The following is a 25,014-nucleotide window of genomic DNA, read 5'->3' as shown; positions in this document are numbered from 1 at the left end:
GACCGAAGCCTTCCGTGCTGACTCTCGCAGCCACAAAATTAATCTGGGGGTCGGGATCTACAAGGATGAGTCCGGTGCCACCCCCATTCTTCATTGCGTCAAGAAAGCAGAGCAGAAGCTCTTGACCGACGAGAAGACCAAGAACTACCTCGGTATTGAAGGCAATATCGAATATGGTCGCATCGTGCAGCAACTGCTGTTCGGGCAACATTCTGCGCTGGTCGCCAGCGGCCGCGCCAAGACTGCCCAAGCGCCGGGCGGTACCGGTGCCCTGCGTATTGCGGCTGAATTCGTGGTGCGCAACGGTCTGGCCAAGACCATCTGGATCTCCGATCCCACCTGGGCCAACCACGTCAGCGTATTCCAGGCCGCGGGCCTGACCGTCAAGTGGTACAAGTACTACGACGCGGCCACCAAGGGGCTCGACTTTGCCGCCATGCAGGCTTCGCTGGCTGAGGTGCAGGCCGGCGATCTGGTGCTGCTGCACGGCTGCTGCCACAACCCGACCGGTATCGACCCCACCAGCGATCAGTGGCGCGCACTGGCCAAGCAGAGTGCTGCTGCGGGTTGGCTGCCGCTGTTTGACTTCGCCTATCAGGGTTTTGCCCGCGGTATCGAAGAGGATGCCGAAGGTCTGCGTATCTTCGCCGAGTGCCACGACGAGCTGCTGGTGGCGAGCTCCTTCTCCAAGAACTTCGGTCTTTACAACGAGCGGGTCGGTGCCTTCACCCTGGTGAGCGCGACCAAAGAGATCGCCGACGTGGCCTTCACTCAGGTCAAGACCGTGATCCGCGCCAACTACTCCAACCCGCCGTCACACGGCGCCGCTGTGGTCACCGCCGTGGTGAGCGATCCGGCGCTCTATGCCGAGTGGGTCGAAGAAGTGGCCGCCATGCGGGTGCGTATTCGCGAGATGCGTGAGCTGCTGGTAGAGAAGCTGGCTGCCCTCGGCGTGAGCCAGGATTTCAGCTTTATCCGCGAGCAGAACGGCATGTTCTCCTTCTCCGGTCTCTCCAAGGATCAGGTTGAGCGCCTCAAGAGCGAATTCGCCATCTACATCGTCGGCTCCGGCCGGATCAGCGTGGCCGGTATTACCCGCGCCAACATCGATCCCCTGTGCGAGGCCATCGCCAAGGTGCTGTAACGCGCCAGCCTTGAGCTTTGCAGCCATGAAAAAGCCCGTCACCTTGGTGACGGGCTTTTTTGATCGCCAACTGCTGCTCGCCAAACAATGGGAAGGGCAACTCAGTGGTGGCGGGCGCCTTGCCACAGTTTGCGCAGTTGCAGCAGCAACGCGGTCAGGGCGCCGCCGCTCAGAGCAGTCAACACCGCCAGCAGCAGGCTGCCGAGCAAGAACGGAGGCACCAGGGTGGCCGCTTCCTGCTCCAGCCAGTGGAGGGTCCAGCTGAGGTGGAAAGGCTCCGGCGTCTTGTGCAGTACCAGACAACCGATGCGATAGGCGTAGAGGTACATGAACGGCAGGGTCAGCGGATTGTTGAACCAGACCGCCAGCAGCGCCAGCGGCAGGTTGAGGCTGAATGCCAGCGCCAGCCCGACCGCGATGAGCGAATGCATCGGGATGGGGAACCAGCAGGCGAAGATCCCGGCCGCCACCGCGCCGCTCAGGGCGCGGGTGCCCCCTTGCCAGAGGGCAGGGGCAAGCAGCCGCTCACCAAACAGGGCAAACCACTTCTGCTGGCGCAGGGTGTCAGGATCGAGCTTGAAGCGGGCAAACCAGCGACTCAGCATGGGCGGGCCATCTTGCGTTTTTGCCACTGACGCACCGTGCTGATGCGCCAGAAGGTGCGGATCAGGGTGTAGCCGATGAGAGAACTCAGCAGGGCCAGTACCAGCGATCCCAGCAACAGTGGCGGCGCTACAGTCCCCAGCACCGAGACCAACCAATCCCAGGTGAACTCAATCTCTATCTGCTGCGCCGAATGTCCCAGCAGCTGGCAGCCCACCAGATAGGCGCCATAGAGCAGGGGCGGCATGGTAAAGGGGTTGGAGAGCCAGACCAGCGCCACCGAGAGCGGCAGATTGACCCGGCACAGGATGGCACCACCGGCGGCCAGCAGCATCTGGCAGGGGAGCGGCACCCAGGCCATGAACAGGCCCACTGCAAATGCCCCGGCTGCCGAGCGGCGGTTGAGATGCCAGAGGTTGGCATCGAGCAGCAGTTTGCCGAACAGCCGCAAGTGCTTGTGTTCTTTCAGGGTTTGCTGATCGGGCATCCAGCGTTTTATGAGTCGTTTGGGCATATTGAAACCTTGCTAAATACTTGCTCCATGGATCTGCGTCTGTTGTCGTTTGCCCTGGGGGCAAGCTCCTCACTGCTCTGGCCATGGTTACCTTCACTCGCATGGGGGGGCCTGTTGCTGTCCCTGCTGATCCCCCTTGCATATTGCCGTGCCTGGCGGTGGCTGTTTCTGCTGCTCGGCATCCTCTGGATGCAGGCCAATCTTGCCTATCGGCTGGCCTGGCTGGAGCGGTTGGGCGATCAGACGAGCCACATGATAACCGCACAGCTGCAAAGTGCAGAGCCCGAGGGGGATAAATTTGTCCGGCTGTTGCTGCGGGTGAGCGCCCTCGACGAGCAACCGGTGACACCTGAGCCCCTGATCCGGGTCAATGCCTATCAGGCATTGCCAGCCATGACCGTGGGTAGCCGGATAACACTGGTGAGTTCCCTCAAGCCCGCCCACGGTCTTGCCAACGAGGCCGGGATGGATGGCCGCCGTCTGCTGCTGGGCAAGGGGATCACCGCTACCGGCAACCTGCGCCGGGTGATCGATATCGAGCCAGTAGCGCCAGGACTGCGCGAGCGCTGGCTGGTTGCTGCGGGCGAGGGTTGGCACTCGCTTGACCATGCCCCCTTGCTGGCGGCCCTCACTTTTGGCGAGCAGAGTGGCATCACGGATGCCCAGTGGGAGCTGTTTCGCGGCAGCGGCCTGACCCATATCATCGCTATTTCAGGGCAGCACATCGCGCTAGTGGCGGTGCTCGGGTGGTGGTTGGGCAGGCTGTTTGGCCTGCGCGGCGCCATCATTACCTCCCTGCTGTTTGCCGCCGTCTACAGCGCGCTGGCGGGGTTTGCAGTGGCCACCGAGCGGGCCCTTATCATGGTACTGGTGTGGAGTGTGCTGCGCTGGTGCCGACGGGAGTGGCCTGCCTGGCGCATCTGGCTGTGGGCCTTTGTGGTGCTGACCCTCTGGGATCCCTTTGCCCTCTATTCGGCCGGATTCTGGCTCTCGTTTCTGGCGGTGGCCATCTTGCTGCTGGTGGGCTACCTCCACGAGAAACCGCGGCTGTGGCAGATCCAGCTCTGGATGCTGCTCGGCCTGTTGCCGCTGCAACTGGCACTGTTCGATGGGATCGCGCCGCTCGCCATGGTGATCAACCTGCTGGCGGTACCGCTCTTTTGTATCGCAATTATTCCGCTGGCGTTGATCGGCGTGCTGCTGGCGCCGCTCTCGACCTCGCTCGCCTACGGCCTGTTCTGGTTGGCGGATCTGGGGCTGGAGTGGGTACTCACCTTGCTCAACGCTCTTGCTGCCCGATTGCAGCTCTGGTGGCCACTGCCGGGCTGGTGGCTGCCGTTTTGTTCTTTGTCACTGTTGCTCTGGCTCGGCTGGCGGTGGCGCCCGGCACGCTGGCTCTGGCTACCGGGGGGGTGTGCGCTGTTGCTGGCGCTCTGGCCTGCTCCTGCTCGCTGGCAACTGCGGGTGCTGGATGTGGGACAGGGGTTGGCAGTGCTGATCAGCAAGGGGGAGCGCGCCATCCTCTATGACACCGGCGATCGCTATCCCGGTGGCTACAACATGGCGGACGCGGTGATCCTGCCCCAGCTGAGCCACCTGGGGATCCGGGTGATCGATCGCCTCATCATCAGCCACAAGGATCGGGACCATGCTGGCAATCGCAAGCGACTGCTCAGCGCCATGCCGGTGCGCCACGAGCTCTCCTCTTATCCCTTCAGTGAGGGAACGACGCTCTGCCTGCGTGGGCAACAGTGGCGCTGGCAGGGGCTCTCGTTTGCAGTGCTCTGGCCCGAACACCCTGGCGGCGGGCGCAATAATGATGGCTGCGTGGTGCGTATCAGCGATGGCGAGCGCAGCGTATTGCTTAGTGCCGATATCGAACGGCAGGCCGAGCAGCGATTGGTGGCGCTGGAGGGGGCGGGACTGGCCAGCACCCTGCTGGTGAGTCCACACCATGGCAGCCGCACCTCCTCCACGCCCCCGTTTGTCGCGGCGGTGGCGGCGCAGGATGTGATCCACAGCGCCGGTTTTATGAATCAATGGGGCTTCCCCCGCCCCGATGTGGTGGCCCGTTACCGGGATGCCCGCCAGTGGATCACCGGCCAGCAAGGGGCGATGCTGGTCGAGCCAACCGCAGCGGGATTGAGCGTCACTGCCGAGCGTGATCAGGGCCCCTGGTACCGGCGCAGTGGCGAGTGGTGGCGGCCGAGAGCGTGGTTTGAGCAATAAGGCGGGCCTTGCTGCTCATGATGTGGCTATTCATGGGAATGCGTTTGGGATACGCAAGGTGCTGGCTTGCACAATAATCCGTCATTTCCGCCGTGGATGGATGCTATATCGGTGGCGGTGCTTGGTGTAATCCAGCGCTTTGGCTAGAATAGCCCGTCATTTCCATTACTAACGGCTATTCATGCAACAAGAAACCTCACAAGAGAGCTGGCCTGTATTCCGACGCCTGCTCGGTTATGTCCGTGATCGCAAGCTGGGCCTGGTCGGTGGCATCATCGGGATGCTGGGCTACGCCGCCGTGGATACCACTTTTGTTTACTCCATCAAGCCGCTGATCGATCAGGGCATTAATGGCAACGACAGCACCGTCTTGAAATGGATGCCTTTCTTCGTCCTCGGCATCGTGGCCCTGCGCGGTGTCGCCAACTTCCTCTCCAACTACTGCATGGCCTGGGTCGGCAACCACGTGGTGATGCGTCTGCAGCAGCAGGTGTTTAACCACATGGTGGCGATGCCGATGAGCTTCTTCGACCGTCAGAACACCGGCCATCTGCTCTCCAAGGTGACCTATGACGCCAGTCAGGTCTCCTCGGCGGCGAGCACCACGCTGGTGACCTTGGTGCGGGAAGGGGCGACCGTGGTCGGCCTGCTCGGCCTGATGTTCTGGCACTCCTGGCAGCTGTCGGTGATCTTCCTGGTGGTCGGCCCGCTGGTCGGCATCATCATCGGCCTTATCAGCCGCCGTTTCCGCCAGATCAGCCGTCACATCCAGCAGGCGGTGGGAGATATCACTACCTCCACCGAGCAGATGCTCAAAGGGCACAAAGAGGTGCTGATGTTCGGTGGCCAGAAGGTGGAAGAGAAACGCTTCTTCCAGGTCAGCAACAACATGCGCCAGCAGACCATGAAGATGGTCGCCGCCGATGCTATCGGTAGCCCGGTGGTGCAGATGGTTGCCTCCATCGCGCTGGCTGCCTTCCTCTATGTGGCTACCATCGACAGCGTCAAGACGACCCTGACCGCCGGTACCTTCACCGTCATGATCACCTCCATGATGATGCTGCTCAAGCCGCTCAAGAGCCTGACCGACGTCAACAACCAGTTCCAGCGCGCCATCACCGCCTGCCACAGCCTGTTTGGCCTGCTCGACACCGAGCCGGAGCAGGATACCGGCACCCGCACTCTGGAGCGCGCTCGCGGCGAGATCGAGTTTCGCAATGTCACCTTCACCTATCCGACCAAGGATACCCCGGCGCTGCACAACGTCAGCTTCAAGGTGGAGGCCGGTAAGTCAGTGGCGCTGGTGGGCCGCTCCGGCTCAGGCAAGAGTACCATTGCCAGCCTGTTGACCCGCTTCTACGACATCGACCAGGGCGAGATCCTGCTGGACGGCATCAATATCCGCGAATACAAGTTGAGCGAGCTGCGCAAGCAGTACGCGCTGGTCTCCCAGCATGTCCACCTGTTCAACGACTCTGTGGCCAACAACATCGCCTACGCGGCAGAAGACAAATACAGCCGCGACCAGATCGTGCAGGCTGCTCGCATCGCCCATGCCGACGAGTTCGTCAGCAAGATGCCGCTGGGGTACGACACCGTGGTTGGCGAGAATGGTGCCTCTCTCTCCGGTGGTCAGCGTCAGCGGGTCGCCATCGCCCGTGCTCTGCTGCGCGATGCGCCGGTTCTGCTGCTGGATGAGGCCACTTCTGCCCTTGATACAGAGTCCGAGCGCCATATTCAGGCGGCCATCGACGAGCTGTGCAAGGCGCGTACCTCGCTGGTGATCGCTCACCGTCTCTCCACCATCGAGAAGGCGGACGAGATCCTGGTGATCGACGAGGGTCATATCGTCGAGCGTGGCAACCATCAAACCTTGATGGACATGCACGGTACTTATGCCCAGCTGCGGGCCATTCAGTTTGGTAATAAGGGTTGATGCTGGAGCAACTCTGGTACGGTAAAAGTGGCTGGCGCTGGTTGCTGGCCCCCTTTGCCCTGCTGTTCGCCATCATCAGCGGCACCCGCCGCTACGCCTATCGTCACGGCTGGCGCAAGGGGTATCGCGCCTCCTTGCCGGTGATCGTGGTGGGCAATATTTCGGTGGGGGGCAACGGCAAGACCCCGGTGGTGGTCTGGCTGGTGGAGCAGTTGCAAGCTCGTGGCTATCGCCCCGGGGTGGTGAGCCGTGGTTACGGTGGCAAGGCGCCCCATTATCCGTATCGGCTCGATACTGCCAGCACCACGGCGCAGGCGGGGGATGAGCCGGTGCTGATTGCCCGGCGCTGCGGCTGCCCGGTTGTGGTCGCCCCGACACGGGCCGATGCGGTGCGGTTGCTGGAGCAGAGCGGTGAGGTGGATATCATCATCACCGACGACGGCCTGCAGCACTATGCGCTGGCCCGCGATATCGAGCTGGTGGTGGTGGATGGGATGCGACGTTTTGGCAACGCCTGCCTGCTGCCGATGGGGCCGCTGCGCGAGCCGGTCACTCGTCTCAAACGGGTGGATGCCATCATCTGCAACGGCGGCGAGCCGGGCAAGGGGGAGTACCCCATGCAACTGGTCGCCGACACCCCGCGCCGGGTGCGCGACGATGCCCCGCTGGCTGCCCCCTTGTCGGGGCCGGTCGATGCGCTGGCCGGGATCGGTCATCCCCCCCGTTTCTTTGCCACCCTCGAGGGGCTTGGCTACCAGCTGGATCAGCAGGCAGCCTATGGCGATCATCACCCCTTCGATCGGGATGAGCTGGTGGGCCGCTTTGCCAACAGGCCGCTGCTGATGACCGAGAAGGATGCGGTCAAGTGCCGCTCGTTTGCCCTCGATAACTGGTGGTATCTGCCGGTCAGCGCCGAGTTGCCGGCGTCTCTGCTCGATACCCTGCTGCACAAGCTGAGCGCGAGTGGCAAGGCGCAAGGCGCCACCAAGGTACAAGGTTAATCTCTCTTGCCTGAACGGGGGAGACGTGGACCAATAGCGGTCCCGCATGGAATATCTGGTTGCTCGACATCCATCGCTGGCGTGATGAATCCGCCAGCGCGACATCGTTGAAGGAGTATCGTTTTGGCTTTGGACATCAAGTTGCTCGACATCATCGCCTGCCCGGTCTGCAAGGGTAAGCTGCACTACAACAAAGCAGTTCATGAGCTGGTTTGCCGCTTTGACAAGCTGGCCTATCCGCTGGAAGAGGGGATCCCGGTGTTGCTGGAAAACCGCGCCCGTCCGCTCAATAGCGATGAGCTGCCGTCATGAGTTTCGTCGTCGTCATTCCTGCCCGCTATGCGTCAACCCGTCTGCCGGGCAAGCCGCTGGCGGATATCCATGGCAAGCCCATGGTGCAGCACGTGGTGGAGAAAGCCCTGCAATCAGGTGCCGATCGGGTGATTGTCGCCACTGATGATGCCCGGGTGCAGCAGGCGCTGCAGGCCACCGGCGTCGAGGTGTGCATGACCTCCGCGGATCACCAGTCCGGCACCGAGCGTCTGGCCGAGGTGTGCCGTCACTACGGCTTTGCCGCCGATACCATCGTCGTCAACGTGCAGGGGGATGAGCCGCTCATTCCGCCCGCCATCATTCGTCAGGTGGCAGACAATCTGGCCGCCGCCACGGCGCCGATGGCGACCCTGTCGGTGCCGATCAAGGATGCCGAAGAGGCGTTCAACCCGAATGCCGTGAAAGTGGTGACTGACAAGGATGGCTACGCCCTCTACTTCAGCCGCGCCACCATTCCCTGGGATCGGGATCGCTTTGCCAACAGTCACGAGCAGATTGGTGACCACTACCAGCGCCATATCGGCATCTACGCCTACCGTGCCGGATTTATCCAGCGTTATGTGGATTGGGCGCCGAGTGTGCTGGAGCAGGTCGAGGCGCTGGAGCAGCTGCGGGTGCTTTGGTACGGGGAGAAGATCCACGTTGCCCAGGCCCTTGAAGCGCCGCCGGTCGGGGTGGATACCCAGGCCGATCTGGAGAAGGTGCGTGCGTTTTTGGCCAAGTGATGGTCACTGCACGGAAGTCACAAAACGGTGTCGCAAGACACCGTTTTTTGTTTTGAAAATTTACATAATTATTTGATTTTAAACGCCATTAACGGGTTTTCTCAAACTTTTGGTGCGCATGGTTTGCCAAAGCGACGAGTTTGGTTATGATGCAAGACGCCCTGTTAACCCTAACCGGGCGGCTAAAACGAGATAAAAACGGGGTGTTTGGGTGATAAATGTATTCCTGGTCGATGATCATGAGCTGGTGCGTACAGGGATAAGACGCATTCTTGAAGATGTGCGCGGGATCAAGGTGGTGGGTGAGGCACAGAGCGGCGAGACCGCAGTGACGTTCTGTCGCCAACACCATCCGGACGTGATCCTGATGGACATGAACATGCCGGGTATTGGTGGTCTGGAAGCGACCCGCAAAATTCTGCGGATCCGCCCCGATGTGCGGATCATAGTGCTGACCATTCATTCAGAAAATCCGTTCCCCACCAAGGTGATGCAGGCGGGCGCCGCCGGTTACCTGACCAAGGGGGCAGCCCCTGACGAGATGATCCAGGCGATCCGGCTGGTGCACTCCGGTCAGCGTTACATCTCCCCGGAGATCGCACAGCAGATGGCCCTCAGCCAGTTTGCCTCCGCTGACGAGAACCCCTTCAAGTCCCTTTCCGAGCGCGAGTTGCAGATCATGATGATGATCACCAAGGGACAGAAGGTGACCGATATCTCCGAGCAGCTCAACCTGAGCCCGAAGACGGTCAACAGCTACCGCTATCGTCTGTTCAGCAAGCTGGGGATCAACGGTGACGTGGAACTGACCCATCTGGCCATTCGCTATGGCATGCTGGATGCCGATACCCTCTAATCGGGTGGCGTGTGGTCACAAAGGCGGCGAGTGCCGCCTTTTTGCTTTTTGTCGTGCGGGGGCAGTATGCTCTGCCCGTCAATTTTTGCCTTTGTGTGAGCCGAGTAGCTGATGACCCTCTCTCCCGAACCTCTTTTCGACAGCAAGGCGTTTTTGAGCGCCGTGACGCATCAAAGCGGCGTCTACCGCATGTATGACAGCGGTGGCACTGTGATCTATGTGGGCAAGGCCAAGGATCTGAAAAAGCGGCTCGCCTCCTACTTTCGCACCAACGTCGACAGCATCAAGACCCGCACTCTGGTGCGCCAGATCGCCGATATCCAGGTGACCGTCACCCACACCGAGACCGAGGCGCTGATCCTCGAGCACAACCTCATCAAGCAGTACCAGCCTCGCTATAACGTGCTGTTGCGGGACGACAAATCCTACCCCTGGATCATCATCACCGCGCACCAGCATCCGCGCATCGGCGTCCATCGCGGCGCCCGCAAGATCAAAGGGGAGTACTTCGGCCCCTATCCTTCAGGCGGTGCGGTGCGCGAGAGCCTGCACCTGATGCAGAAGATTTTTCCGGTACGCCAGTGTGAGGATGCGGTCTATGCCAACCGCACCCGTCCCTGCCTGCTCTATCAGCTCAAGCGCTGCGCCGGTCCTTGCGTGCCCGGGCTGGTGAGCGAGGCCGAATATGCCCAGCAGGTGGAGCTGGCCAAGCTGTTTCTGGCGGGCAAGAACCAGCAGGTGATAGGCGAATTGGTGGGCAAGATGGAGTCTGCCAGCGGCGATCTGCGCTTTGAAGAGGCGGCCCGCTATCGGGATCAGATCCTGGCGCTGCGCCGGGTCACCGAGCAGCAGTCGGTGAGCGGCAATGTGCTGGACGAACTCGACGTGGTGGGGGTCGCCTTCGAGCAAGGCGCTGCCTGCATTCACGTGCTCTTTATCCGTCAGGGCAAGGTGCTGGGCTCGCGCAGCTACTTCCCGAAAGTGCCGGCCGACACCCAGCTTGACGAGGTGGTGCAATCCTTCCTGCTGCAGTTCTATCTGTCGGGGCAGGGGGGGCGGCAGATCCCGAGCGAGGTGCTGCTCGATGTGGCCCTCGAGGACGAGAGCGTCATCGCCGAGACCCTGAGCCAGACCGCGGGTTACAAGGTGCGGGTGGTGAGCCGAACTCGCGCCGAGCGGGCCCGTTTTATCAAGCTCGCCTCCATCAACGCCGAGACGGCGCTGCGATCGCGGCTGGCTCACAAGAGCACCATTACTGCTCGCTACGACCAGCTGGAAGAGCTGCTGGAGCTGGAGCGCCCCATCGCCCGCATGGAGTGTTTCGATATCTCCCACACCATGGGGGAGCGCACGGTGGCCTCTTGCGTGGTGTTCAACCGGGAGGGGCCGCTCTCCTCCGAATATCGTCGTTTCAACATCGACGGCATCACCGGTGGTGATGACTACGCGGCGATGGAGCAGGCGCTGGAGCGCCGCTTTGGCAAGCAGCAGGAGCCGGACAAGGTGCCGGACGTGCTCTTTATCGACGGCGGCCTCGGCCAGTTGCGCCGCGCCGAAGAGATCCTGGCCCGTCAGCTGGAGTTCCTCGGCGGCAAATACCCGCTGCTGGTGGGGATTGCCAAAGGGGTCACCCGCAAGGCGGGGCTGGAGACCCTGATCATGGGGGAGAGCCACGAAGAGCTGCATTTGCCGGCAGATATGCCCGCTTTGCACCTGATTCAGCATATTCGCGATGAATCCCACCGTTTTGCTATTACCGGCCACCGGGCGCGGCGTGCCAAGGCCCGCACCAGCAGCAGTCTGGAGGATATTCCGGGGGTGGGCCCGAAACGGCGGCAGGCGCTGCTCAAATATCTGGGCGGCCTGCAGGAGGTCAAAAAGGCGAGCGTGGATGAACTGGCCAAGGTGCCCGGCATCAGTCAGGAGCTGGCCCAGACCATCCACGATGGCTTGCACAGCGCCTGAGCAGGGTTAGCGGCATGGCAACATCGCTAACTCCTTGATGCACAAGAGCCGTGACGCGGGGGGGGCGTAAATGCCATAATGGCCCCCGCATTTTGAGAAGATTGATGGATTAAAAAGACCAAGACGGGCGCCAGTGCGGTTGCATCGCAAATCGGCTTTGGCGCACTATGTAGCGACGTACAAGAAGTGGCTGAAAATAATGACAAACATACCTAACCTGTTGACGTTTTTCCGGATTTTGCTCATTCCCGTCTTCGTCATCCTGTTCTATCTGCCTTATCAATGGTCCTATCTGGCTGCCGCCATCATCTTTATTCTGGCCGCTGCTACCGACTGGTTTGATGGCTATCTGGCCCGCAAGCTCAATCAGTCCACCGCCTTTGGCGCCTTCCTTGACCCGGTTGCCGACAAGATCATGGTTGCCGCCGCACTGGTGGTCATCGTCGAACACTACAACACCATCTGGGTCACCATCCCTGCCATGACCATGATTGGCCGCGAGATCATCATCTCCGCCCTGCGCGAATGGATGGCTGAGCTCGGCAAACGCTCCTCGGTAGCGGTCAGCTGGATTGGCAAGTGGAAGACCATGATCCAGATGGTGTCGCTCACCGGCCTTATCTGGCAATACAACGTCTGGATGGTGTGGCTCGCCTACGTGATGCTCTATGTTGCCACCGTGCTCACCTTCTGGTCGATGTTCCAGTACATGAAGGCCGCCTGGGGAGATCTGACCCACCACGCCAACCTGTGAGTCACATGCGCCGCAAGGTGAGGTTTCCGCTGATTTGAGGCAGGAAACGACCAAAGGCGCTAAAACTGTTCAAAAAGGGCAAAAAATGCCCGAACGATCAGGTAATTAAATATTTCTGGTTGACTGGGCGAGGAACATCGCTAGAATGCGTCCTCGTAGTCAGGCAGTCAGCCAGACCAATGCGGGAATAGCTCAGTTGGTAGAGCACGACCTTGCCAAGGTCGGGGTCGCGAGTTCGAGTCTCGTTTCCCGCTCCAAATTCAGACAATAGAGAGCCAACTCTCTTTTGCATGGCGCGTTAGCAAAGCGGTTATGCAGCGGATTGCAAATCCGTTTAGTCCGGTTCGACTCCGGAACGTGCCTCCATATTGACAAGCCCGCCACGCGAGCTTGATACCGATTGCGGTGCCCGAGTGGTGAAATCGGTAGACACAAGGGATTTAAAATCCCTCGCTTTTCGAGGCGTGCCGGTTCGATTCCGGCCTCGGGCACCATTAATTCAGATAGATTTCAATGATTTACAAAGGCCGCTAGTGATAGCGGCCTTTTTGTTTTACATCATTCCTAAAACTTCCTAATACTCTGTCCTAATATTTCAGCGTTTTTTCACGCTATCAACAGCAGGGACAACTTCGATTGAACGGTCGTAAGCTGCAACCTGCGCCTCCGTTTTGTGCCCGCTGATCCGCTGCTTATCACGACTGCTACCTTCTACATCGGATATGGCCTTCGCCTTGATGTCGTGGAAGGTGAAGTCCATAGGCCAACCAGTTTGTTCCCTTGCTGTCAGCACGGCCTCCCGCCAAGCAGCATTAAAACCGTTGTCTGTATATGGAGTACCATTTGGCTTACAGATGACATAGGACGAACGTACCACCGAGCCGGCAAGTTGTTTTGCCTGTTCTATTGCAGCGATCAATCTTGGTGACCATGCCTTGATCTGGATCTTTGAGGTCTTGCTCTGTTGGATGGTTATGCCTTCTTCGCCGACCTGTGACCATCTCATCGCGAGAACGTCACCTTTCCGAGCTGCACATAGATAGCTCAGCTCCATGGCAACTCTGACAGCTGGCCTTGCAGCGTCCATAGCGGCCTGAAATTCTAGGTCGGTTATGTACCTTGTCCTGGCCTTTTCTTTAAACTGGCGCACCCCTTGGCAAGGGTTGCTTTTCACCTTTCCCCGTTCGTATGCCCACCGGAAAACCCGGGAGAAAAAAGCCTTCTCTCTATTGGCTTGCACCTTCGAGTTTTGGCCTCGTTTATCCATGTACTTTCGGATGTGTGGTGACTCGACTCGTGACGGGTCCATACCGCCAAATACCTTGATGACCGGTATGGAGTATTTTCTATAATCCTTCTGAGTCGTAGCGCTCAGGTCATTGAAGTCTGCCGATTCAAAGAATTCATGAACTAAGCGTTTGATCGTATCTCCATCCTGCTCGGCCATTATGTGTTCATATGCGGCCCAGACGGCAGATTGCGTTGCTGCAAGCGGAGCCAAGCGAATGGCTCCACCGCTACGAGGATGAAATTCAAATGCTGACTTGCCCCTGTAAACTCTTGGGGGTAACCAAGTGTCAGACTTTCTGGGTCTCCCCATTAGATTGCCTCTAAGTTAAACCCATCACCATCTCGTGGTGACATACCTCTCCCTGCCAATGTTGGCAGCGGCCACCTTATATTCTCGCTTGTTGTGCGGATTTTACCGCCTTTTCCCTCAACGAAATAAATCCCGTTCCGTTGCAATACCTCTTTCTGTTTTGATGGTGTTGCATAGCCAGTAAGCTCTTCCAGTTCCTGTTCTGTCAGGATATGAAACGGCATTTGAGCCCCCTATTTCATTACGCCTCACGGCGAGAGGGGCGGCTACTGGAGCCGCCGGTTGTTCTGTCGTGCCTCAGATGCAGTTCATCAGCGATGGGTGTCCTGCGAATCTAAAGAACGGGATATCGTCGTCAAACTGAGGTGGTGGCTCGTTGTAGTTCTGGTTGGACTGGGCTGGCTGCTGGGGTGGTCGTCCATATCCGCCCTGTGGCTGCGAGGCTGGCACCTGCTGCTGACCGGTACCCTGGGGCCTGCCGCCAAGCATCTGCATCACGCCGGTGAAGCTATCGACCAGCACCTCGGTGGTATAGCGCTCCTGGCCGCTCTGGTCCTGCCATTTGCGGGTCTGCAGCTTGCCTTCCACATAGACCTGGGAGCCCTTCTTCAGGTACTCACCGACCACTTCTGCCAACTTGCCCATGAACACTACGCGGTGCCACTCGGTGCGCTCTTTCTGCTCCCCTGTCTGCTTGTCACGCCACGTTTCAGAGGTGGCCAGGGTGATGTCGGTGACGGCGCCGCCGCTCGGCATGTAGCGCACTTCCGGATCCTTACCGAGATTGCCGATCAGGATGACTTTGTTGATACCGCGGCTGGCCATCAGCGAGCCTCCAGCGTCTGGTGGAGTTGCTGGAACTTCTCATTTACCTGGCGCCACTCTGGATCTTTGGCGCTCTTGAGGCATCGGATACGGCGGGCCATGGCGAACTTGGCCTTGCTCAGCATATTGGCGCTGGCGGCGTGGTGCTGGGCCTTCTTGTAGGAGAGTGCTGCGTCGGCAAAGTTGCCTGACTGCTCTTGCTGGATGGCCTGTGCCATATCATCGCGGTAATTGCGTTGGTGGAGTTTGGTGCTCATCGTGTCCTCCCGGACAGTTGCTATCTGTTACATCGCGGCCAGTGTGGCCAGTATCAGTGCTGTGCCAGCCAGAATTGCCAGCCCTTCAATCTGTGATCGTTTCAATCTCCTGGAACTCCAGCTCGTTGAAGTTGAGATATTGGGCAGGGGCCTTATCAATGGCGGCCAGCCTGATCTGTTGGTGGGTCATCGGGTGGTGTGCCTCGATGGTGCCGGTCAGGCGATCCGGCGCAGAGCCCAATTCGGTCGCGGCATTCAGGGTGTAGCTGTAGCGGTGCATTTTCCTGCTCCTTTAGAGGTGTCTATCTGCCAGCGGTACCCGCCGTGTTTTTCCTGCTGGCCGGCAAGGCAGCGGGTGATACCAACTCGGACAAAACCGCCCTTGTTCTCTGCGTCGGTGACGCTGTCGAACCGGACTACCAGATCCCCGCAAGTCCCTATCACTGGGGTCTTGCGCCACTGCGGTGGCTTCACCACGTCAACATAGAGGCGGCGAGTGTGGCGGCCACGGCCGTTATCCCCGACCAGACAGAAGTGCTCAACCCGGGTAGTGAAGCGGGACTCTCTGTGGATCTGCCCCATCACAATGCTGGCCTCGCTGACAGTGAGGGAGAATTCGGCGGCCACCTCGGCACTGATGGCCCCGCCTTCCCGGCCGTGAATCCACTCGGCTATGTCCTGCACGATGCTCATCACTGCATCTCCTTGTGGTCAATGCCATACTGGTTGGCCAGCTGGCGGAGTTCTATTTCATTGCGCTTCTGCTGGCGGCGCTTGAGTGCTTCGGCCGCCGATCGGTCTTTCTTCAGGCCTTTGCTGCAGATCAGCTTTTGGCTGTTGAAGGTCGTCATGCTGCCTCCATCAGTGCCTGGATGATTCGCTTTCCAGCCAGTGGCGGGACGGCGTTGCCTGCCATGTGAACGGTCAACCGGTGGTTGTTTGGGCGCTTGATATTGCGCGGGAAACTCATCGCCAGCAGGTTTTCTTCTGCCGTGAGCATCCGCATGCAGTCACCGTCCACGACAGCCCAGCGATCGCGGGTGGTGATGGTGCCGATCGGCCGCTCAATGCTTCGCCCGGTGCGGGTGTTGCCGTAGTAGCTCATCACGAATCGGTCACCGTGGGCCGCTCTGCCGTTGGCAACTCGCTCCAGTGTCGCCTCTGCTCGCCCTGGCTTGGCTATCGGTGACCAGCGCCCTGCTGCAAAGTCAATGAACTGAGTCGCAGGAACATGCTCCAGCTTTGGCAGGTTCAGGGTTAATGGGTTTGCCGAGCGGGTGCATACGATGAACATCCTGATCCGCTCCTGCGGAACACCAAGATCCGCGCAGTTAACTACATGGGGCGCCAAGGCATAGCCGAGAGCCTGCATGGCAGCCGCCCACGCCGGATAGAGCGGCCACTCAAGGAACTCCGGCACGTTCTCTACGATGGCGGCTTGCGGGCGGTGAAACTCAAGGGCTGAGACCACTGCCCACGCTGTTGAGCGACTGGCATCATGCTGCGGGTTGCCGCTGGCTTTGCCACGCGCTTTGCTGTGACCTTGGCAGCAGGGGGAGGCGAGCAGCAGATCATGGCTCGGCACTTGCGTCCAGTCAGCCTGATGCAGGTCTTGGCAGATGTGTTGAGTATCAGGGTGGTTCTCGCTGTGCCAGTGAACAGCTTCTGGCCAGTGGTTGGCGGCCCAAAGCACTTCGCAACCAGCCATCACGGCACCGGTAGACCAGCCACCCAACCCAGAGAACAGGTCGATTGCTTTCATGCTGCCTCCTCTTGCTGCAGTTCGCGCCGGTCGTTGATGATGTCGATCGTTTCTTGCCGCAGCTCGGCAGGCTTGAGATTGGCGGAGCTGTTGTTGATGCAGTTGGTTATCACCTTCGCTTGATGAGCGGCGGCCAAATACATTTCTTCTTTGCTCAATGCCAGCTGTTTGTCGATGCGCTCCAAGTCGCCCAGCACCAGGTTGATGGTCATGGTGGTGGCTTGGGGGACATCGGTTACCCCTTCCTCGTCGTCATCGCATTGGCAGAGAGCGAAGCGGATCTGGGCATTGGTGAATCGGTCATGTTCGGCATGGGCCTCACCAACCGTTCGCGGGTATAGGCTTGCCAACACCGCTATGAATGCTCGCCAGTCGCTGACAGGAAGCTCGTTGTTGTCGAACTCGAATATCATCTCCTGTACTGTGCGGCTGGTCACCGGTTCTTCATCCACTTGCTCGACGGTCATTTGCTCGAGCATATCGAGCTGGTGCTCGGTATGGTTTGGAGTCGGCTCTTTGCTGGCGGCCAGCAGATCGGCAGCCTTTGCCGTGGCCATCTCAAGAAGGTCGTCATCGTCGGACAGGTTGTCGATAATCCAACCTGCCAGTTCGGATGTCTTGGCCGGTGTCAGGATATCGGCATCGTCAATCTGGTAGATCACTGCCTTGACAGCAGGGTGGCGCTGCCAGTGGGGCAGGGTCGGTGTGCGGCCGTGCAACACAAAGCCGTCATGGGCTTGCTTACCAGCTTTGAGGTTGGCCGCCGCCAGCGTCAGGCGATAGCAGATCTCGGACGGTGACTCGCCTTCATCAAACCACCCTTTCAGATAGCTGCGCAGGGTGTTCTGGTCTGCATCTGAGAGCTCGGCAACTTCATCGACATATCGAACCAGATAAAGACCTGGCTCGGCATAGTCAGGGTGATGTGTGCCAATAGTCGTGACCTGCTCAACCTGCTCAGCATGTTTATCTTCACCAATCTCCAACAAAGCCAGCTCTTGAGCTGTGGCCTCATTGGTCTGGTTATCGGTTGCCACCGTAGGCTCCCACTCCGCCGGCGTTGCAACGGCAGGCAGGTCTTGCAGCATGGCGGGCTCTGCATTGACTGACTTAGCAATCGCTTGGCTGGCCTCTTCGTTGAGCGCAACAGCCTGGCGGTGGATCATGTCGAGGATGATCTGGCCTGTGGTGATCAGGTCGTCACGGCGCAGGCGGGCTTCTGGGCGGCGCTCGCCCTGCCAGCTGGCATCGAAGATCACCACAGCGGAGGCGAAACCGCTGGAGCTTGGTTTGTCCTTCTTCGGATCACGCGGGACGTACCAGCTCGGCACTTCAAAGCCGATGCGGCCGCTGATGAACTGGATAAAGTCGGCATCCTCCGGCCACCAGGTTTCGCTAGTGGCGGCCTTGATGAGCAGCATGATCTTGGCGCCCTGCGCCCGCTGCTCGCGGCAGAAGTTGAGGATTGGCTCCATCCCGGTGATGTGGTTGCCATCACCATCGACGCATGGGCGGGAGTAGGGCGGGTTGCCGAAGGCTGCACCACCCAGGCGGCGCAGGTCGGATGCCAGCTCTTGAGTGAGGGCGTTGTCGGCCGCATCGTAGTAGTTCGGCACCAAGGCGTTGCAGTCATCGGCGAACATGTCGAGCACCACCGGCCCCAGGGTGGGGGCGAAGTGGTGGAACAGGCCCCAGGCTAGCGGCTTGGGAGTCTGCCACTGGTCGCCGATCTGCTTGAGTTCGTGGTCAGGCTGGAGCTGGAGCTCTGCCAGTGCTTTGGCGTAGTGGTTCATGCGTCATCACCTTTGCGCTCAGGTTCGCCATCATTGGCAGGCTCAACCTTCTCTGCCGTCAGTACCATTTTGCTGCCGTCGTCCAGCGTCCAGGCTATTTGGCCACCTGCAGCCATAACGAGTTGCCAAACCATCTGGGCCGCCTCGTTAGTGACATCACGACCAGGGTCGTTACCAACCCGCTGACGGCCGCCATTTACGTCTCGCATCTTTGCCAGCTGAATGGTCTTGCTCAATGGAGAGAAGCCGAGCTGCATGCGTGCTGCTGATTTGCTCATGCTGCACTCTCCACGCAAAACGCATCTGAAAGGCGAGCCACCGCCTTGCGCAGACCGGAGGCCGCGCCGGCTGCTCCACCCTTGAGGCGTGAGGTCAGAATTTCACTGCTCAGCTCATCAAGAACATCGGCTGTCTCTTTGATGAATTCGATGAGGGCTGCCTGCTCTTCCTTTACCCGTTGCAGTTCATCTGTCAGGCCGATCCGGCCATTAAGAATGGCTTCCTTGATGGTGTTGTACTCCCAGCAATGGGTCTGGGCGTCGACATATACCCGGATGCCGTTTTGGTGATCATGGCGCTTGCGCTTGATAAACGCCTCGGCCGCATCATTGGTGAAGTGGCTATTTACATGAACCCACTTGTCATCCCAACCGGTAACCGTGTGATCATCAAGTTCGCCAAGGATGTACCACTGGGCTCGGAATCCTTTCAATTCGAGAAAGTCTTTTCCTTCAAGCTCTTGCGCCAATTTATTCAGGTTACCTTGCTGTTCATCGTCGCAGTCATCCCAATATTCTTGCGTGCTGAACCATACCGAGTCGTCGCAAATCACGGCCACTTTGTCGGTGTAGTCTTTGTCTATCCCATAGATGAACTGGCGTGATTGAACTCTGAAGATGGCGTCGGCTGTGCAGTGGTCATGTACGCCTTCACCCACACAGTCGTGGCGTAGTCTTGCCACGAAGTCTGCCCATGAGGCGCTGCTAAGTGGTGCGCCGTGAGCAAGTGATGTTGGTAAATCAGCTTGCTGGATTTCGTTGGTCATGATTTTTCCTCACTCGTTGCGACCCGTACCCCGGATCAGGGCTTGGCCTGCTTGGCCGATTCCGCCTTCTTCGCGATCCTTGCTACTGCGCGGGCCGCCTTGAGGCACTCATCGAACACCTTCCCTTTGGCAAAGCTGGGTGTCCGGTCGAAATAGCGCTTGGCTTCAGCCACGCCCAGCGAGATCGCATGGGTGGGGAATTGCTCTTTCTCCAGCGTTGCCTTGATGTGCTTGGCAATGAACTCGCTTGGGTGCATGGCTGCCTCCGCTATCTCTGAAATTGGTCTCATCACACAAGCGACAGGCAATAGGAGGCCGTGACCCGCTGTTGGGCCGCTATCGCTTGTGGGATAAGGGCCCCGTTGCCGGGGCCAGGAGAGAACATGTTGGGCTGGTTTGGCAGGGTCTGGAGCCCTGTGCCATCGTGAGCGGTGGAACTGCCCTTGATGGCGCCGCCATGGAGGTGACGGTTGGTGTTGCTTGTTGGTTAGCTGTCAGCCCGAGCAGCCAGATCAACATCAGGAGTAGTAACCACATGCGTTGCACCTGTGGTGAGGCTGAGCGCTTCACAGCGAGTCAGCCGTTCTTGTTGTCGGCACCAGTGCGCCCTCACGGGCAGACCTACCATTTCGAAACTGTCGCCTCTCGGCGAGGGCCTTGGTGGCGCTTCACAGCGTGACCAGGCGACCGCGTAACCCTGCGGTGGGAGATATGATCACCTCCTTGGGGTGGTCAAATCGGTTGGCTGTGGTGTCTTACGATTGCACTTCCTATCGGCACCTCCCGGCTGCTCGCAGCTTATGGGATGGTTATCACCACAACTGTGGATTGCACTGGTCACCGGATCTCTCGTGCTGTACCCCATGGGCCTAGGTTCACCTGCAATGCAATCCCAGTTGTGTCCCGGCCTTTCACCGGGTGGGTGGCTGGGGAGTCAGACCCGCCACTCGCTTCGTTCGCTTTAACTTCGCTGTCTTTCCAGCTGCCAGCCGGTCACTGATTTTGTTTTCCGGTCACCCTTGTCGGCACGCATTACACCTTTCAAGGGGAGAGCGGGGAGGTGAATCAGCCCGGTTGCCGGTGTTATATCCCCAAGCGGTCTGTTGCCACCGCTGCCAGTTTTCGCTGGCCCTCCGGCTGGGGTCGTCTTTCGCACTAGGCATTATTCGGTTTCTGTTTACGAGATAAATAGTAACCAGTGGTTTCTGTTGGGTCAACTATCGGTTTCACATTTTTTTTTGGATTTTTTTGACTTGCTCGAAGGGGGTAGAATGAGGCCATCAAAAACAAGGGGGGAGTGGTTGAAATGGATGTGGTTGGGATTTTGCTGACGGTGGTACTTTTACTTGTCATTCCTATCGGATTTTTGCTTGGCATGATTAATCCGAACTGGGTGAGGATGGTCGGGAGGCCTCAGGTTTTTTTTCGTTTTTCAGCTATGGGGTTTGGTTGTGTTGTCCTGTTGATCATCGTTGCCCTGTTGAGTCCCAAGGATAGTGATGTCCCCACCACCTCGGAGGCTACAGATACCAAACAAAATGAAAGCTATGAGAGCAAGGATCTGTCGTGGTTTATCGAGCAAGATGCAGGCGAGCGCAGAAATGTAGTGAATGGTTTGATGGCTGCAGCCAAGTTAGATGGGAAGGAGTCTGAGGCGTTCTATACCTGCCTGAGCGACTACGCAAGCAGCAAGTCCAAGGAGTTGTCTGTGGCGCAGGTATTTGGCTGGTGCGAGCGGGAGTTCAACAGTGAGCCAGCCAAGTTTAGGGATCACTTCAACGAGCTTGATGCTAAAGACGAATCGGTCATGGGTTACCTCATGTGTAAGCGGCTAGTCGAAACTCAGCTGCTTTCGCCATCAACAGCAGATTTCCCGTTCACATCAGATGGGTCATGGTCAATGGGGCGCCAGCGCTACGTCTACAAACTGCACGTTGATTCCCAGAACGCCTATGGCGCGATGGTGAGAACCAATTGGCACTGTGATGTGCAATACAAAGGGCTTGGGGAATCAGCGGATATCAATAACTGGACGCTCCACAAGCTGGAGCAGCAGTAGCAAGCAGGGGCGCAGGGAGCGCCCTTACTCTTCCTGCACGGCACAGCGCACCACGCCGCAGATGGAGACCTCTTCGGTCACGGGGATCATCTTGTACTGTGGATTGAGCGGCTTGAGGAACCATTGCCCAGCATCACGCACCAGCTCTTTAAAGGTGGTCTCGTCGCCGATCCGGGCGATGACGCGGCGGCCTGCATCCGGCGCCACATCGGGATCGACGATCAGCACGGTTCCCTCAGGATAGGAGCGGCCCCCATCGCGAGACACCATGGAGTCACCTTTCACCCGAACTGCATAGGCGCGGCCACCCACTCTGACGGGGCTAGGAATCCGCTCGTCGACCTCTTGCGGCAGCGGGATATCGCCATTGCTGCAGAAGTTGCCGGCCTGCACCCAAGAGATAACCGGCACCAGTCCAACCTGATCGGCAAACTCTTCCAGGTTGCTATCTTCTCCGGTCAGCATCCACTGTACTGACTTGCCAATGATCTGGGAGATTTCCCCCAGACGCTTCACTTCCGGCAGGCTATCACCAGACAGCCATTTTGAAATTGCAACGCGCGACGGGGCATCTCGCAACATGCTTCCTAATTTGCCTGCGCGTCCGCGTTCGGCGAACCCTTTATCTTCCAGCGCTTCGTTCAGGCGTTTGGCAAAGGCTATTTTGTCGGCCTCGTAACGAGCCATGTCTTCGCTTCTCTGTTGCATCTTTGGTTCCCTCTATTGTCCTCGCCTTCATTGAAAACTTTCAGTTGCCTGCAAAAGAAACTATTGGTTACACTTGTGCCTGTGATAAATGAACAGGACGCCCAGATGAACGCGCTGCTTGAGCGATTCCAGACTAAAACCGCGCTGGCGACAGCGCTTGATGTAACCCCTCAGGCAGTAGTGCGAGCATTCAAACGGAATGTTGTGCCAGCAACCTGGGTGCCGAAATTGCTGAAGCAAGGGTTGAGCCAAGACGAGATTTCATCGCTTCCCATTGCTGACCGAGCTGCCGACATCTTGGCGGCATTGAAATCGCAAAACCAACATGGAGCAGATCATGACACAGCAAACCGAAACTTCCACGTTAAGTAAACCTTCGGTTTCACGTCCGAACGTTTTAGTTGCTGCCTATCTGCTCGGCAAGAGTCACAACATTAGCGAGCTCGCCCGCCTGATGGGTAAGGGTGAGACCGTGCTGGCCAACAAGCTGAACCCGGATTGCGACAGTCACCATCTGAACCTTGGTGAAGCTGTCGCGGTCACTGAACTCACTGGCGACCACCGCATTGTGGAAGCCTGGGCAGCCAGCCTCGGCAAGGTGCTGGTTGACCTGCCTGCCGGCGTCGTCAGTGATGACGATCTGGTTGAGCAGGTGCTGCTGGCCCAGTCGGTGTTCGGCAAGTTGATGCAGGCCATTCATGATGCCCGCGCTGACGGCGTTATCGACCGGGTTGAGCACAGCCAGATTGAGCGGATTGGTACCCAAGCAGCAGAGCATGTGCTTGGCCTGATCAGCACTACCGCCGCCAACGTGCGGAATCTGCCGGCAGCTGCTGGCAAATAGAAACAAGGCGGCCCCGCACTGCGTCAACAGTCGGGGCCATGGTTCAAGCATCGAAAGAGGATGTGAACATGGAAAATCATACGGATATCAAGCCCATTGGGCAAGCGTGGGATGAAGTGGAACTTGAAGAGATCAATGCATGGTCTCGCGCTTACCACCCCGTCAAATCGTGCGGGAGTCGTAGTGGCTCACCCCGACGCAATGTGATCCCCGAGGTGCTGCCACGCCTGGTTGATGGCATCAGTGGCACCTATCTGGTCTATGGCAGCTTCAAGAGCGGGATCAAGATCCCGGTTACCGCCGAGCAGGCCAAGCGCCATCTGCAATGCCTGATGCAGCACCTGCAGGAGGTTCGCCATGGGTGATGTGATCAGACTGGCGGCCCATGCGGTCGCCCCTATCAACAGGAAGGCGAGCAGCAACATGAGTGACAACCGTCGCAGTGGATATGTGGTGTGCTGGCGTTCGTTGCTGCAAGCCGACTGGGCCCGCAATGCCACCAAGCTGGCGGCCTGGATGCGATTGATTGGTTTGGCCTCTTACGAGGCGGGCTGTGTGCGCTACAAGGGCCGTGACTGGTACTTGACGCGCGGACAGCTGGTGATCAGCGCCACCGAGCTGGGACAGCAGCTATGTGACGAGCGCGGGCGTGGTCTCGACAAGAAGGCTACCGAGCGCCTGCTTGGCTGGTTCGCCAAAGAGGGGATGCTCGAACTGCGTGGTACCCCTTGGGGCACCATCATCGAGATCTGCAACTACGACGACTATCAGGCAGCCATGCAGCCGGTCACCTCTAATTGCGAGTCATTCTCAAAAGAGCAGTTTGAGGGCGCAACAAATGGGGCGCCCATAGGGGTACACATCGGGGTTCCGACCGTCCCGCCAAAAGCCTTTGCTGATGCGGCCTTGAGTGGTGATGCTGTCGCGCCGACTGTCGCGCCCATCGGGGCCCCGACCGTCACGACAACAGAACAAGAAGTGAAAGAATTAGATAGTACAGAGGATCTTAAACAGATCTCTTGTCCGGTTTCTGACGAAACCGAACGAGACCAGAAGCGCAAGGTCACTCTGGTGGTGAGCTCTGAGGCGAAGGAGGTGCTGGCGCACTTCAACGCAGTAGCCGATCGCCGCTATCAGGCCAAGCCTACCGCCCTGCAGAACATCAATGCCCGCCTGGCTGATGGCTACTCGGTCGCAGATCTGCAGCTCGTAGTGGACTTTAAGACCGCTCACTGGGCTGCTGACCTGAAAATGAGCGAGTACCTTCGCCCGATGACTGTGTTTGCCCCGCAGAAGTTCGAGAGCTATCTGGCAGCTGCCAAGCGCTGGAACTCCATCGGCCGCCCGCGCTGTGTGAACGGCGAGTGGGAGGGCTACGAGCGCAAGCGCCCCATGTCAAACCTGGCCAATGCCCAGAAACAGGCCCAAGCCATCATGGCTAACTCAGGAGTCGGCTATGACGATAACACAATCCTCTGAGGTGGCTGTGCTGCACCGAGGCGCTCTGCAGGCCGAGCACGTTGCTGCAGATCCGCTGACTCTGTTTCTGGCCAACGAGCTGTTTCCGATGATGATCGCTTACTGGCCTGCCAGTGCCAACCAGCTGGACAGCAACGCCACCGGCACTGCGAAGGCTTGGGCCCTGACCATCAAGGGGTTCCCTGTCGGCTTGGTGCGTGAAGCGGTGTTCAAGCTGGCTGATGATGCCGATCGCCAGTTCGCCCCGCGCCCTGCCGAGGTGAAGGCGCTGATGGCGAGCATGATGCAGGCAGCTCAGCCTACCGCCAGGACAGGGCAAACCATTTCGATTCGGGCTTGTGAGATGGAGGCCACGGTTCGCGTGTATTTGCGGGTGGGGAAGGTTGATGAGTTGGTGACTGACGATGCCGTAGCCGCAGAGTTGGAGTCGATTTTATCCGATAAGCGCCGCGCAGGTGTCACTGTGACAGGGAGGATTTCGTGATGGCCAGTCAATTCAATGCGACTGCTGAGCGCGATGTGCGTGAGGCGCAGTTCTGCCGGGTTGCAATCTATCCGCCGGTGCGCGGCTGGGTGGGGGGG

The 25,014-nt window shown here is 58.9% G+C and carries 30 protein-coding genes and 3 tRNA genes; 18 read left to right on the top strand and 15 right to left on the bottom strand.

Annotated elements, in window-relative coordinates; all coding sequences use genetic code 11:
- The coding region (locus tag LD28_RS0114505) for an amino acid aminotransferase (RefSeq protein WP_033137657.1) at positions 1–1,144 on the top strand (1,144 nt) is incomplete at its 5' end.
- A gap of 101 nt (positions 1,145–1,245) precedes the next feature.
- Here the strand turns inward: LD28_RS0114505 and LD28_RS0114500 are convergent.
- Both LD28_RS0114500 and LD28_RS0114495 read right to left on the bottom strand, forming a co-directional pair.
- Entirely contained in the window at positions 1,246–1,749 is a 504-nt protein-coding gene (locus LD28_RS0114500) for a DUF2062 domain-containing protein (RefSeq protein ID WP_033137656.1), read from the bottom strand.
- Positions 1,743–2,261, bottom strand: a complete 519-nt coding sequence (locus tag LD28_RS0114495) for a DUF2062 domain-containing protein (RefSeq protein WP_033137655.1) — start codon at positions 2,259–2,261, stop codon at positions 1,743–1,745. Before LD28_RS0114495 ends, LD28_RS0114500 begins: the two co-directional genes overlap by 7 nt.
- A 27-nt stretch (positions 2,262–2,288) precedes the next feature.
- Between LD28_RS0114495 and LD28_RS0114490 the strand changes: the two genes are divergently transcribed.
- The 11 genes from LD28_RS0114490 to LD28_RS0114440 all read left to right on the top strand — a co-directional run bounded on the left by LD28_RS0114490 (position 2,289) and on the right by LD28_RS0114440 (position 12,554).
- On the top strand, positions 2,289–4,490 hold the full coding sequence (locus LD28_RS0114490) for a DNA internalization-related competence protein ComEC/Rec2 (RefSeq protein ID WP_033137654.1): 2,202 nt from the start codon (positions 2,289–2,291) through the stop codon (positions 4,488–4,490).
- A 181-nt stretch (positions 4,491–4,671) separates the two neighbouring features.
- Complete coding sequence (gene msbA / locus LD28_RS0114485; RefSeq protein WP_033137653.1) at positions 4,672–6,426, top strand: lipid A ABC transporter ATP-binding protein/permease MsbA; 1,755 nt, start codon at positions 4,672–4,674, stop codon at positions 6,424–6,426.
- Positions 6,426–7,427, top strand: coding sequence for a tetraacyldisaccharide 4'-kinase (gene lpxK / locus LD28_RS0114480; RefSeq protein ID WP_033137652.1), 1,002 nt, complete (start codon positions 6,426–6,428; stop codon positions 7,425–7,427). The genes msbA and lpxK overlap by 1 nt, the downstream gene beginning before the upstream one ends.
- 123 nt (positions 7,428–7,550) lie before the next feature.
- On the top strand, positions 7,551–7,739 hold the full coding sequence (locus LD28_RS0114475; protein WP_005347033.1) for a Trm112 family protein: 189 nt from the start codon (positions 7,551–7,553) through the stop codon (positions 7,737–7,739).
- A complete protein-coding gene (gene kdsB, locus LD28_RS0114470; protein ID WP_033137651.1) occupies positions 7,736–8,485 on the top strand; it encodes a 3-deoxy-manno-octulosonate cytidylyltransferase in 750 nt (249 codons plus the stop codon). The genes LD28_RS0114475 and kdsB overlap by 4 nt, the downstream gene beginning before the upstream one ends.
- Before the next feature lie 211 nt (positions 8,486–8,696).
- Positions 8,697–9,341, top strand: coding sequence for a UvrY/SirA/GacA family response regulator transcription factor (gene uvrY / locus LD28_RS0114465; protein ID WP_005337448.1), 645 nt, complete (start codon positions 8,697–8,699; stop codon positions 9,339–9,341).
- 111 nt (positions 9,342–9,452) lie between these two features.
- Entirely contained in the window at positions 9,453–11,306 is a 1,854-nt protein-coding gene (gene uvrC, locus LD28_RS0114460) for an excinuclease ABC subunit UvrC (RefSeq protein WP_033137650.1), read from the top strand.
- Positions 11,307–11,505: 199 nt separating this feature from the next.
- Positions 11,506–12,060, top strand: coding sequence for a CDP-diacylglycerol--glycerol-3-phosphate 3-phosphatidyltransferase (pgsA, locus tag LD28_RS0114455; protein ID WP_031227442.1), 555 nt, complete (start codon positions 11,506–11,508; stop codon positions 12,058–12,060).
- A gap of 181 nt (positions 12,061–12,241) precedes the next feature.
- Positions 12,242–12,317 (top strand) — tRNA-Gly (locus LD28_RS0114450).
- Between the two features lie 35 nt (positions 12,318–12,352).
- Positions 12,353–12,426 (top strand) — tRNA-Cys (locus tag LD28_RS0114445).
- Positions 12,427–12,467: 41 nt separating this feature from the next.
- Positions 12,468–12,554: transfer RNA gene (locus LD28_RS0114440), tRNA-Leu, on the top strand.
- Positions 12,555–12,655: 101 nt separating this feature from the next.
- Here LD28_RS0114440 and LD28_RS0114435 read toward each other — a convergent pair.
- From LD28_RS0114435 to LD28_RS0114390, 12 genes are all read right to left on the bottom strand, one after another.
- Positions 12,656–13,561 (bottom strand): tyrosine-type recombinase/integrase, encoded by a 906-nt coding sequence (locus tag LD28_RS0114435; RefSeq protein ID WP_241462302.1) that lies wholly within the window; start codon positions 13,559–13,561, stop codon positions 12,656–12,658.
- 98 nt (positions 13,562–13,659) lie between these two features.
- Positions 13,660–13,884: a DUF4224 domain-containing protein gene (locus tag LD28_RS22545; protein WP_080592832.1), complete on the bottom strand. Its 225-nt coding sequence runs from the start codon at positions 13,882–13,884 to the stop codon at positions 13,660–13,662.
- A 73-nt stretch (positions 13,885–13,957) separates the two neighbouring features.
- Positions 13,958–14,485, bottom strand: a complete 528-nt coding sequence (locus LD28_RS0114430; protein WP_033137648.1) for a single-stranded DNA-binding protein — start codon at positions 14,483–14,485, stop codon at positions 13,958–13,960.
- The gene (locus LD28_RS0114425) at positions 14,485–14,742 is read right to left on the bottom strand and encodes a hypothetical protein (protein WP_005347020.1); all 258 of its coding nucleotides are present in this window, start codon (positions 14,740–14,742) and stop codon (positions 14,485–14,487) included. Before LD28_RS0114425 ends, LD28_RS0114430 begins: the two co-directional genes overlap by 1 nt.
- An 85-nt stretch (positions 14,743–14,827) precedes the next feature.
- Positions 14,828–15,022 (bottom strand): hypothetical protein, encoded by a 195-nt coding sequence (locus tag LD28_RS0114420; protein ID WP_033137647.1) that lies wholly within the window; start codon positions 15,020–15,022, stop codon positions 14,828–14,830.
- Positions 14,998–15,435 (bottom strand): hypothetical protein, encoded by a 438-nt coding sequence (locus tag LD28_RS0114415; protein ID WP_033137646.1) that lies wholly within the window; start codon positions 15,433–15,435, stop codon positions 14,998–15,000. The genes LD28_RS0114420 and LD28_RS0114415 overlap by 25 nt, the downstream gene beginning before the upstream one ends.
- A complete protein-coding gene (locus LD28_RS23575; protein ID WP_167334786.1) occupies positions 15,435–15,593 on the bottom strand; it encodes a hypothetical protein in 159 nt (52 codons plus the stop codon). Before LD28_RS23575 ends, LD28_RS0114415 begins: the two co-directional genes overlap by 1 nt.
- The gene (locus tag LD28_RS0114410) at positions 15,590–16,504 is read right to left on the bottom strand and encodes a DNA cytosine methyltransferase (RefSeq protein WP_033137645.1); all 915 of its coding nucleotides are present in this window, start codon (positions 16,502–16,504) and stop codon (positions 15,590–15,592) included. Before LD28_RS0114410 ends, LD28_RS23575 begins: the two co-directional genes overlap by 4 nt.
- The gene (locus LD28_RS21980; protein ID WP_241462301.1) at positions 16,501–18,297 is read right to left on the bottom strand and encodes a phage N-6-adenine-methyltransferase; all 1,797 of its coding nucleotides are present in this window, start codon (positions 18,295–18,297) and stop codon (positions 16,501–16,503) included. Before LD28_RS21980 ends, LD28_RS0114410 begins: the two co-directional genes overlap by 4 nt.
- A complete protein-coding gene (locus LD28_RS0114400) occupies positions 18,294–18,575 on the bottom strand; it encodes a DUF7446 family protein (RefSeq protein ID WP_033137644.1) in 282 nt (93 codons plus the stop codon). Before LD28_RS0114400 ends, LD28_RS21980 begins: the two co-directional genes overlap by 4 nt.
- The gene (locus LD28_RS0114395) at positions 18,572–19,342 is read right to left on the bottom strand and encodes a hypothetical protein (RefSeq protein WP_193354317.1); all 771 of its coding nucleotides are present in this window, start codon (positions 19,340–19,342) and stop codon (positions 18,572–18,574) included. The genes LD28_RS0114400 and LD28_RS0114395 overlap by 4 nt, the downstream gene beginning before the upstream one ends.
- A 35-nt stretch (positions 19,343–19,377) precedes the next feature.
- On the bottom strand, positions 19,378–19,599 hold the full coding sequence (locus LD28_RS0114390; protein WP_033137643.1) for a hypothetical protein: 222 nt from the start codon (positions 19,597–19,599) through the stop codon (positions 19,378–19,380).
- A 1,049-nt stretch (positions 19,600–20,648) separates the two neighbouring features.
- Here LD28_RS0114390 and LD28_RS0114385 point away from each other — a divergent pair.
- The gene (locus LD28_RS0114385; protein ID WP_033137642.1) at positions 20,649–21,401 is read left to right on the top strand and encodes a hypothetical protein; all 753 of its coding nucleotides are present in this window, start codon (positions 20,649–20,651) and stop codon (positions 21,399–21,401) included.
- A gap of 24 nt (positions 21,402–21,425) precedes the next feature.
- Here LD28_RS0114385 and LD28_RS0114380 read toward each other — a convergent pair whose 3' ends face one another.
- Complete coding sequence (locus tag LD28_RS0114380) at positions 21,426–22,109, bottom strand: LexA family protein (protein ID WP_050514339.1); 684 nt, start codon at positions 22,107–22,109, stop codon at positions 21,426–21,428.
- Between the two features lie 105 nt (positions 22,110–22,214).
- Here LD28_RS0114380 and LD28_RS23125 point away from each other — a divergent pair, with 105 nt between their 5' ends.
- From LD28_RS23125 to LD28_RS0114360, 5 genes are all read left to right on the top strand, one after another.
- Entirely contained in the window at positions 22,215–22,481 is a 267-nt protein-coding gene (locus tag LD28_RS23125; protein ID WP_156120252.1) for a hypothetical protein, read from the top strand.
- Positions 22,447–22,953 carry a phage regulatory CII family protein gene (locus LD28_RS0114375; protein ID WP_033137659.1) on the top strand — a complete coding sequence of 169 codons (507 nt, stop codon included), beginning with the start codon at positions 22,447–22,449 and terminating at the stop codon, positions 22,951–22,953. The genes LD28_RS23125 and LD28_RS0114375 overlap by 35 nt, the downstream gene beginning before the upstream one ends.
- 68 nt (positions 22,954–23,021) lie before the next feature.
- On the top strand, positions 23,022–23,318 hold the full coding sequence (locus LD28_RS0114370; RefSeq protein ID WP_033137641.1) for a hypothetical protein: 297 nt from the start codon (positions 23,022–23,024) through the stop codon (positions 23,316–23,318).
- Positions 23,311–24,432: a conserved phage C-terminal domain-containing protein gene (locus LD28_RS0114365; protein WP_033137640.1), complete on the top strand. Its 1,122-nt coding sequence runs from the start codon at positions 23,311–23,313 to the stop codon at positions 24,430–24,432. The genes LD28_RS0114370 and LD28_RS0114365 overlap by 8 nt, the downstream gene beginning before the upstream one ends.
- The gene (locus LD28_RS0114360) at positions 24,410–24,916 is read left to right on the top strand and encodes a hypothetical protein (protein ID WP_081959585.1); all 507 of its coding nucleotides are present in this window, start codon (positions 24,410–24,412) and stop codon (positions 24,914–24,916) included. The genes LD28_RS0114365 and LD28_RS0114360 overlap by 23 nt, the downstream gene beginning before the upstream one ends.
- Positions 24,917–25,014 lie beyond the last annotated feature (98 nt).

The sequence above is a fragment of the Aeromonas finlandensis genome, assembly GCF_000764645.1.
Lineage (GTDB): Bacteria > Pseudomonadota > Gammaproteobacteria > Enterobacterales > Aeromonadaceae > Aeromonas > Aeromonas finlandensis.
This window is presented reverse-complemented; position numbering and strand designations above follow the sequence as displayed.

Coding starts and splice junctions, on each gene's coding strand:
- pgsA (WP_031227442.1), top strand. CDS start 11,506: ATGACAAACATACCTAACCTGTTGACGTTTTTCCGGATTTTGCTCATT.
- LD28_RS0114395 (WP_193354317.1), bottom strand. CDS start 19,342: ATGACCAACGAAATCCAGCAAGCTGATTTACCAACATCACTTGCTCAC.
- LD28_RS0114500 (WP_033137656.1), bottom strand. CDS start 1,749: ATGCTGAGTCGCTGGTTTGCCCGCTTCAAGCTCGATCCTGACACCCTG.
- LD28_RS0114385 (WP_033137642.1), top strand. CDS start 20,649: ATGGATGTGGTTGGGATTTTGCTGACGGTGGTACTTTTACTTGTCATT.
- lpxK (WP_033137652.1), top strand. CDS start 6,426: ATGCTGGAGCAACTCTGGTACGGTAAAAGTGGCTGGCGCTGGTTGCTG.
- LD28_RS0114390 (WP_033137643.1), bottom strand. CDS start 19,599: ATGCACCCAAGCGAGTTCATTGCCAAGCACATCAAGGCAACGCTGGAG.
- LD28_RS0114400 (WP_033137644.1), bottom strand. CDS start 18,575: ATGAGCAAATCAGCAGCACGCATGCAGCTCGGCTTCTCTCCATTGAGC.
- LD28_RS0114375 (WP_033137659.1), top strand. CDS start 22,447: ATGACACAGCAAACCGAAACTTCCACGTTAAGTAAACCTTCGGTTTCA.
- LD28_RS0114410 (WP_033137645.1), bottom strand. CDS start 16,504: ATGAAAGCAATCGACCTGTTCTCTGGGTTGGGTGGCTGGTCTACCGGT.
- LD28_RS22545 (WP_080592832.1), bottom strand. CDS start 13,884: ATGCCGTTTCATATCCTGACAGAACAGGAACTGGAAGAGCTTACTGGC.
- LD28_RS0114360 (WP_081959585.1), top strand. CDS start 24,410: ATGACGATAACACAATCCTCTGAGGTGGCTGTGCTGCACCGAGGCGCT.
- LD28_RS0114380 (WP_050514339.1), bottom strand. CDS start 22,109: ATGCAACAGAGAAGCGAAGACATGGCTCGTTACGAGGCCGACAAAATA.
- LD28_RS21980 (WP_241462301.1), bottom strand. CDS start 18,297: ATGAACCACTACGCCAAAGCACTGGCAGAGCTCCAGCTCCAGCCTGAC.
- kdsB (WP_033137651.1), top strand. CDS start 7,736: ATGAGTTTCGTCGTCGTCATTCCTGCCCGCTATGCGTCAACCCGTCTG.
- uvrC (WP_033137650.1), top strand. CDS start 9,453: ATGACCCTCTCTCCCGAACCTCTTTTCGACAGCAAGGCGTTTTTGAGC.
- LD28_RS0114430 (WP_033137648.1), bottom strand. CDS start 14,485: ATGGCCAGCCGCGGTATCAACAAAGTCATCCTGATCGGCAATCTCGGT.
- LD28_RS23125 (WP_156120252.1), top strand. CDS start 22,215: ATGAACGCGCTGCTTGAGCGATTCCAGACTAAAACCGCGCTGGCGACA.
- LD28_RS0114420 (WP_033137647.1), bottom strand. CDS start 15,022: ATGCACCGCTACAGCTACACCCTGAATGCCGCGACCGAATTGGGCTCT.
- msbA (WP_033137653.1), top strand. CDS start 4,672: ATGCAACAAGAAACCTCACAAGAGAGCTGGCCTGTATTCCGACGCCTG.
- LD28_RS0114495 (WP_033137655.1), bottom strand. CDS start 2,261: ATGCCCAAACGACTCATAAAACGCTGGATGCCCGATCAGCAAACCCTG.
- LD28_RS23575 (WP_167334786.1), bottom strand. CDS start 15,593: ATGACGACCTTCAACAGCCAAAAGCTGATCTGCAGCAAAGGCCTGAAG.
- LD28_RS0114365 (WP_033137640.1), top strand. CDS start 23,311: ATGGGTGATGTGATCAGACTGGCGGCCCATGCGGTCGCCCCTATCAAC.
- LD28_RS0114490 (WP_033137654.1), top strand. CDS start 2,289: ATGGATCTGCGTCTGTTGTCGTTTGCCCTGGGGGCAAGCTCCTCACTG.
- LD28_RS0114425 (WP_005347020.1), bottom strand. CDS start 14,742: ATGAGCACCAAACTCCACCAACGCAATTACCGCGATGATATGGCACAG.
- LD28_RS0114415 (WP_033137646.1), bottom strand. CDS start 15,435: ATGAGCATCGTGCAGGACATAGCCGAGTGGATTCACGGCCGGGAAGGC.
- LD28_RS0114370 (WP_033137641.1), top strand. CDS start 23,022: ATGGAAAATCATACGGATATCAAGCCCATTGGGCAAGCGTGGGATGAA.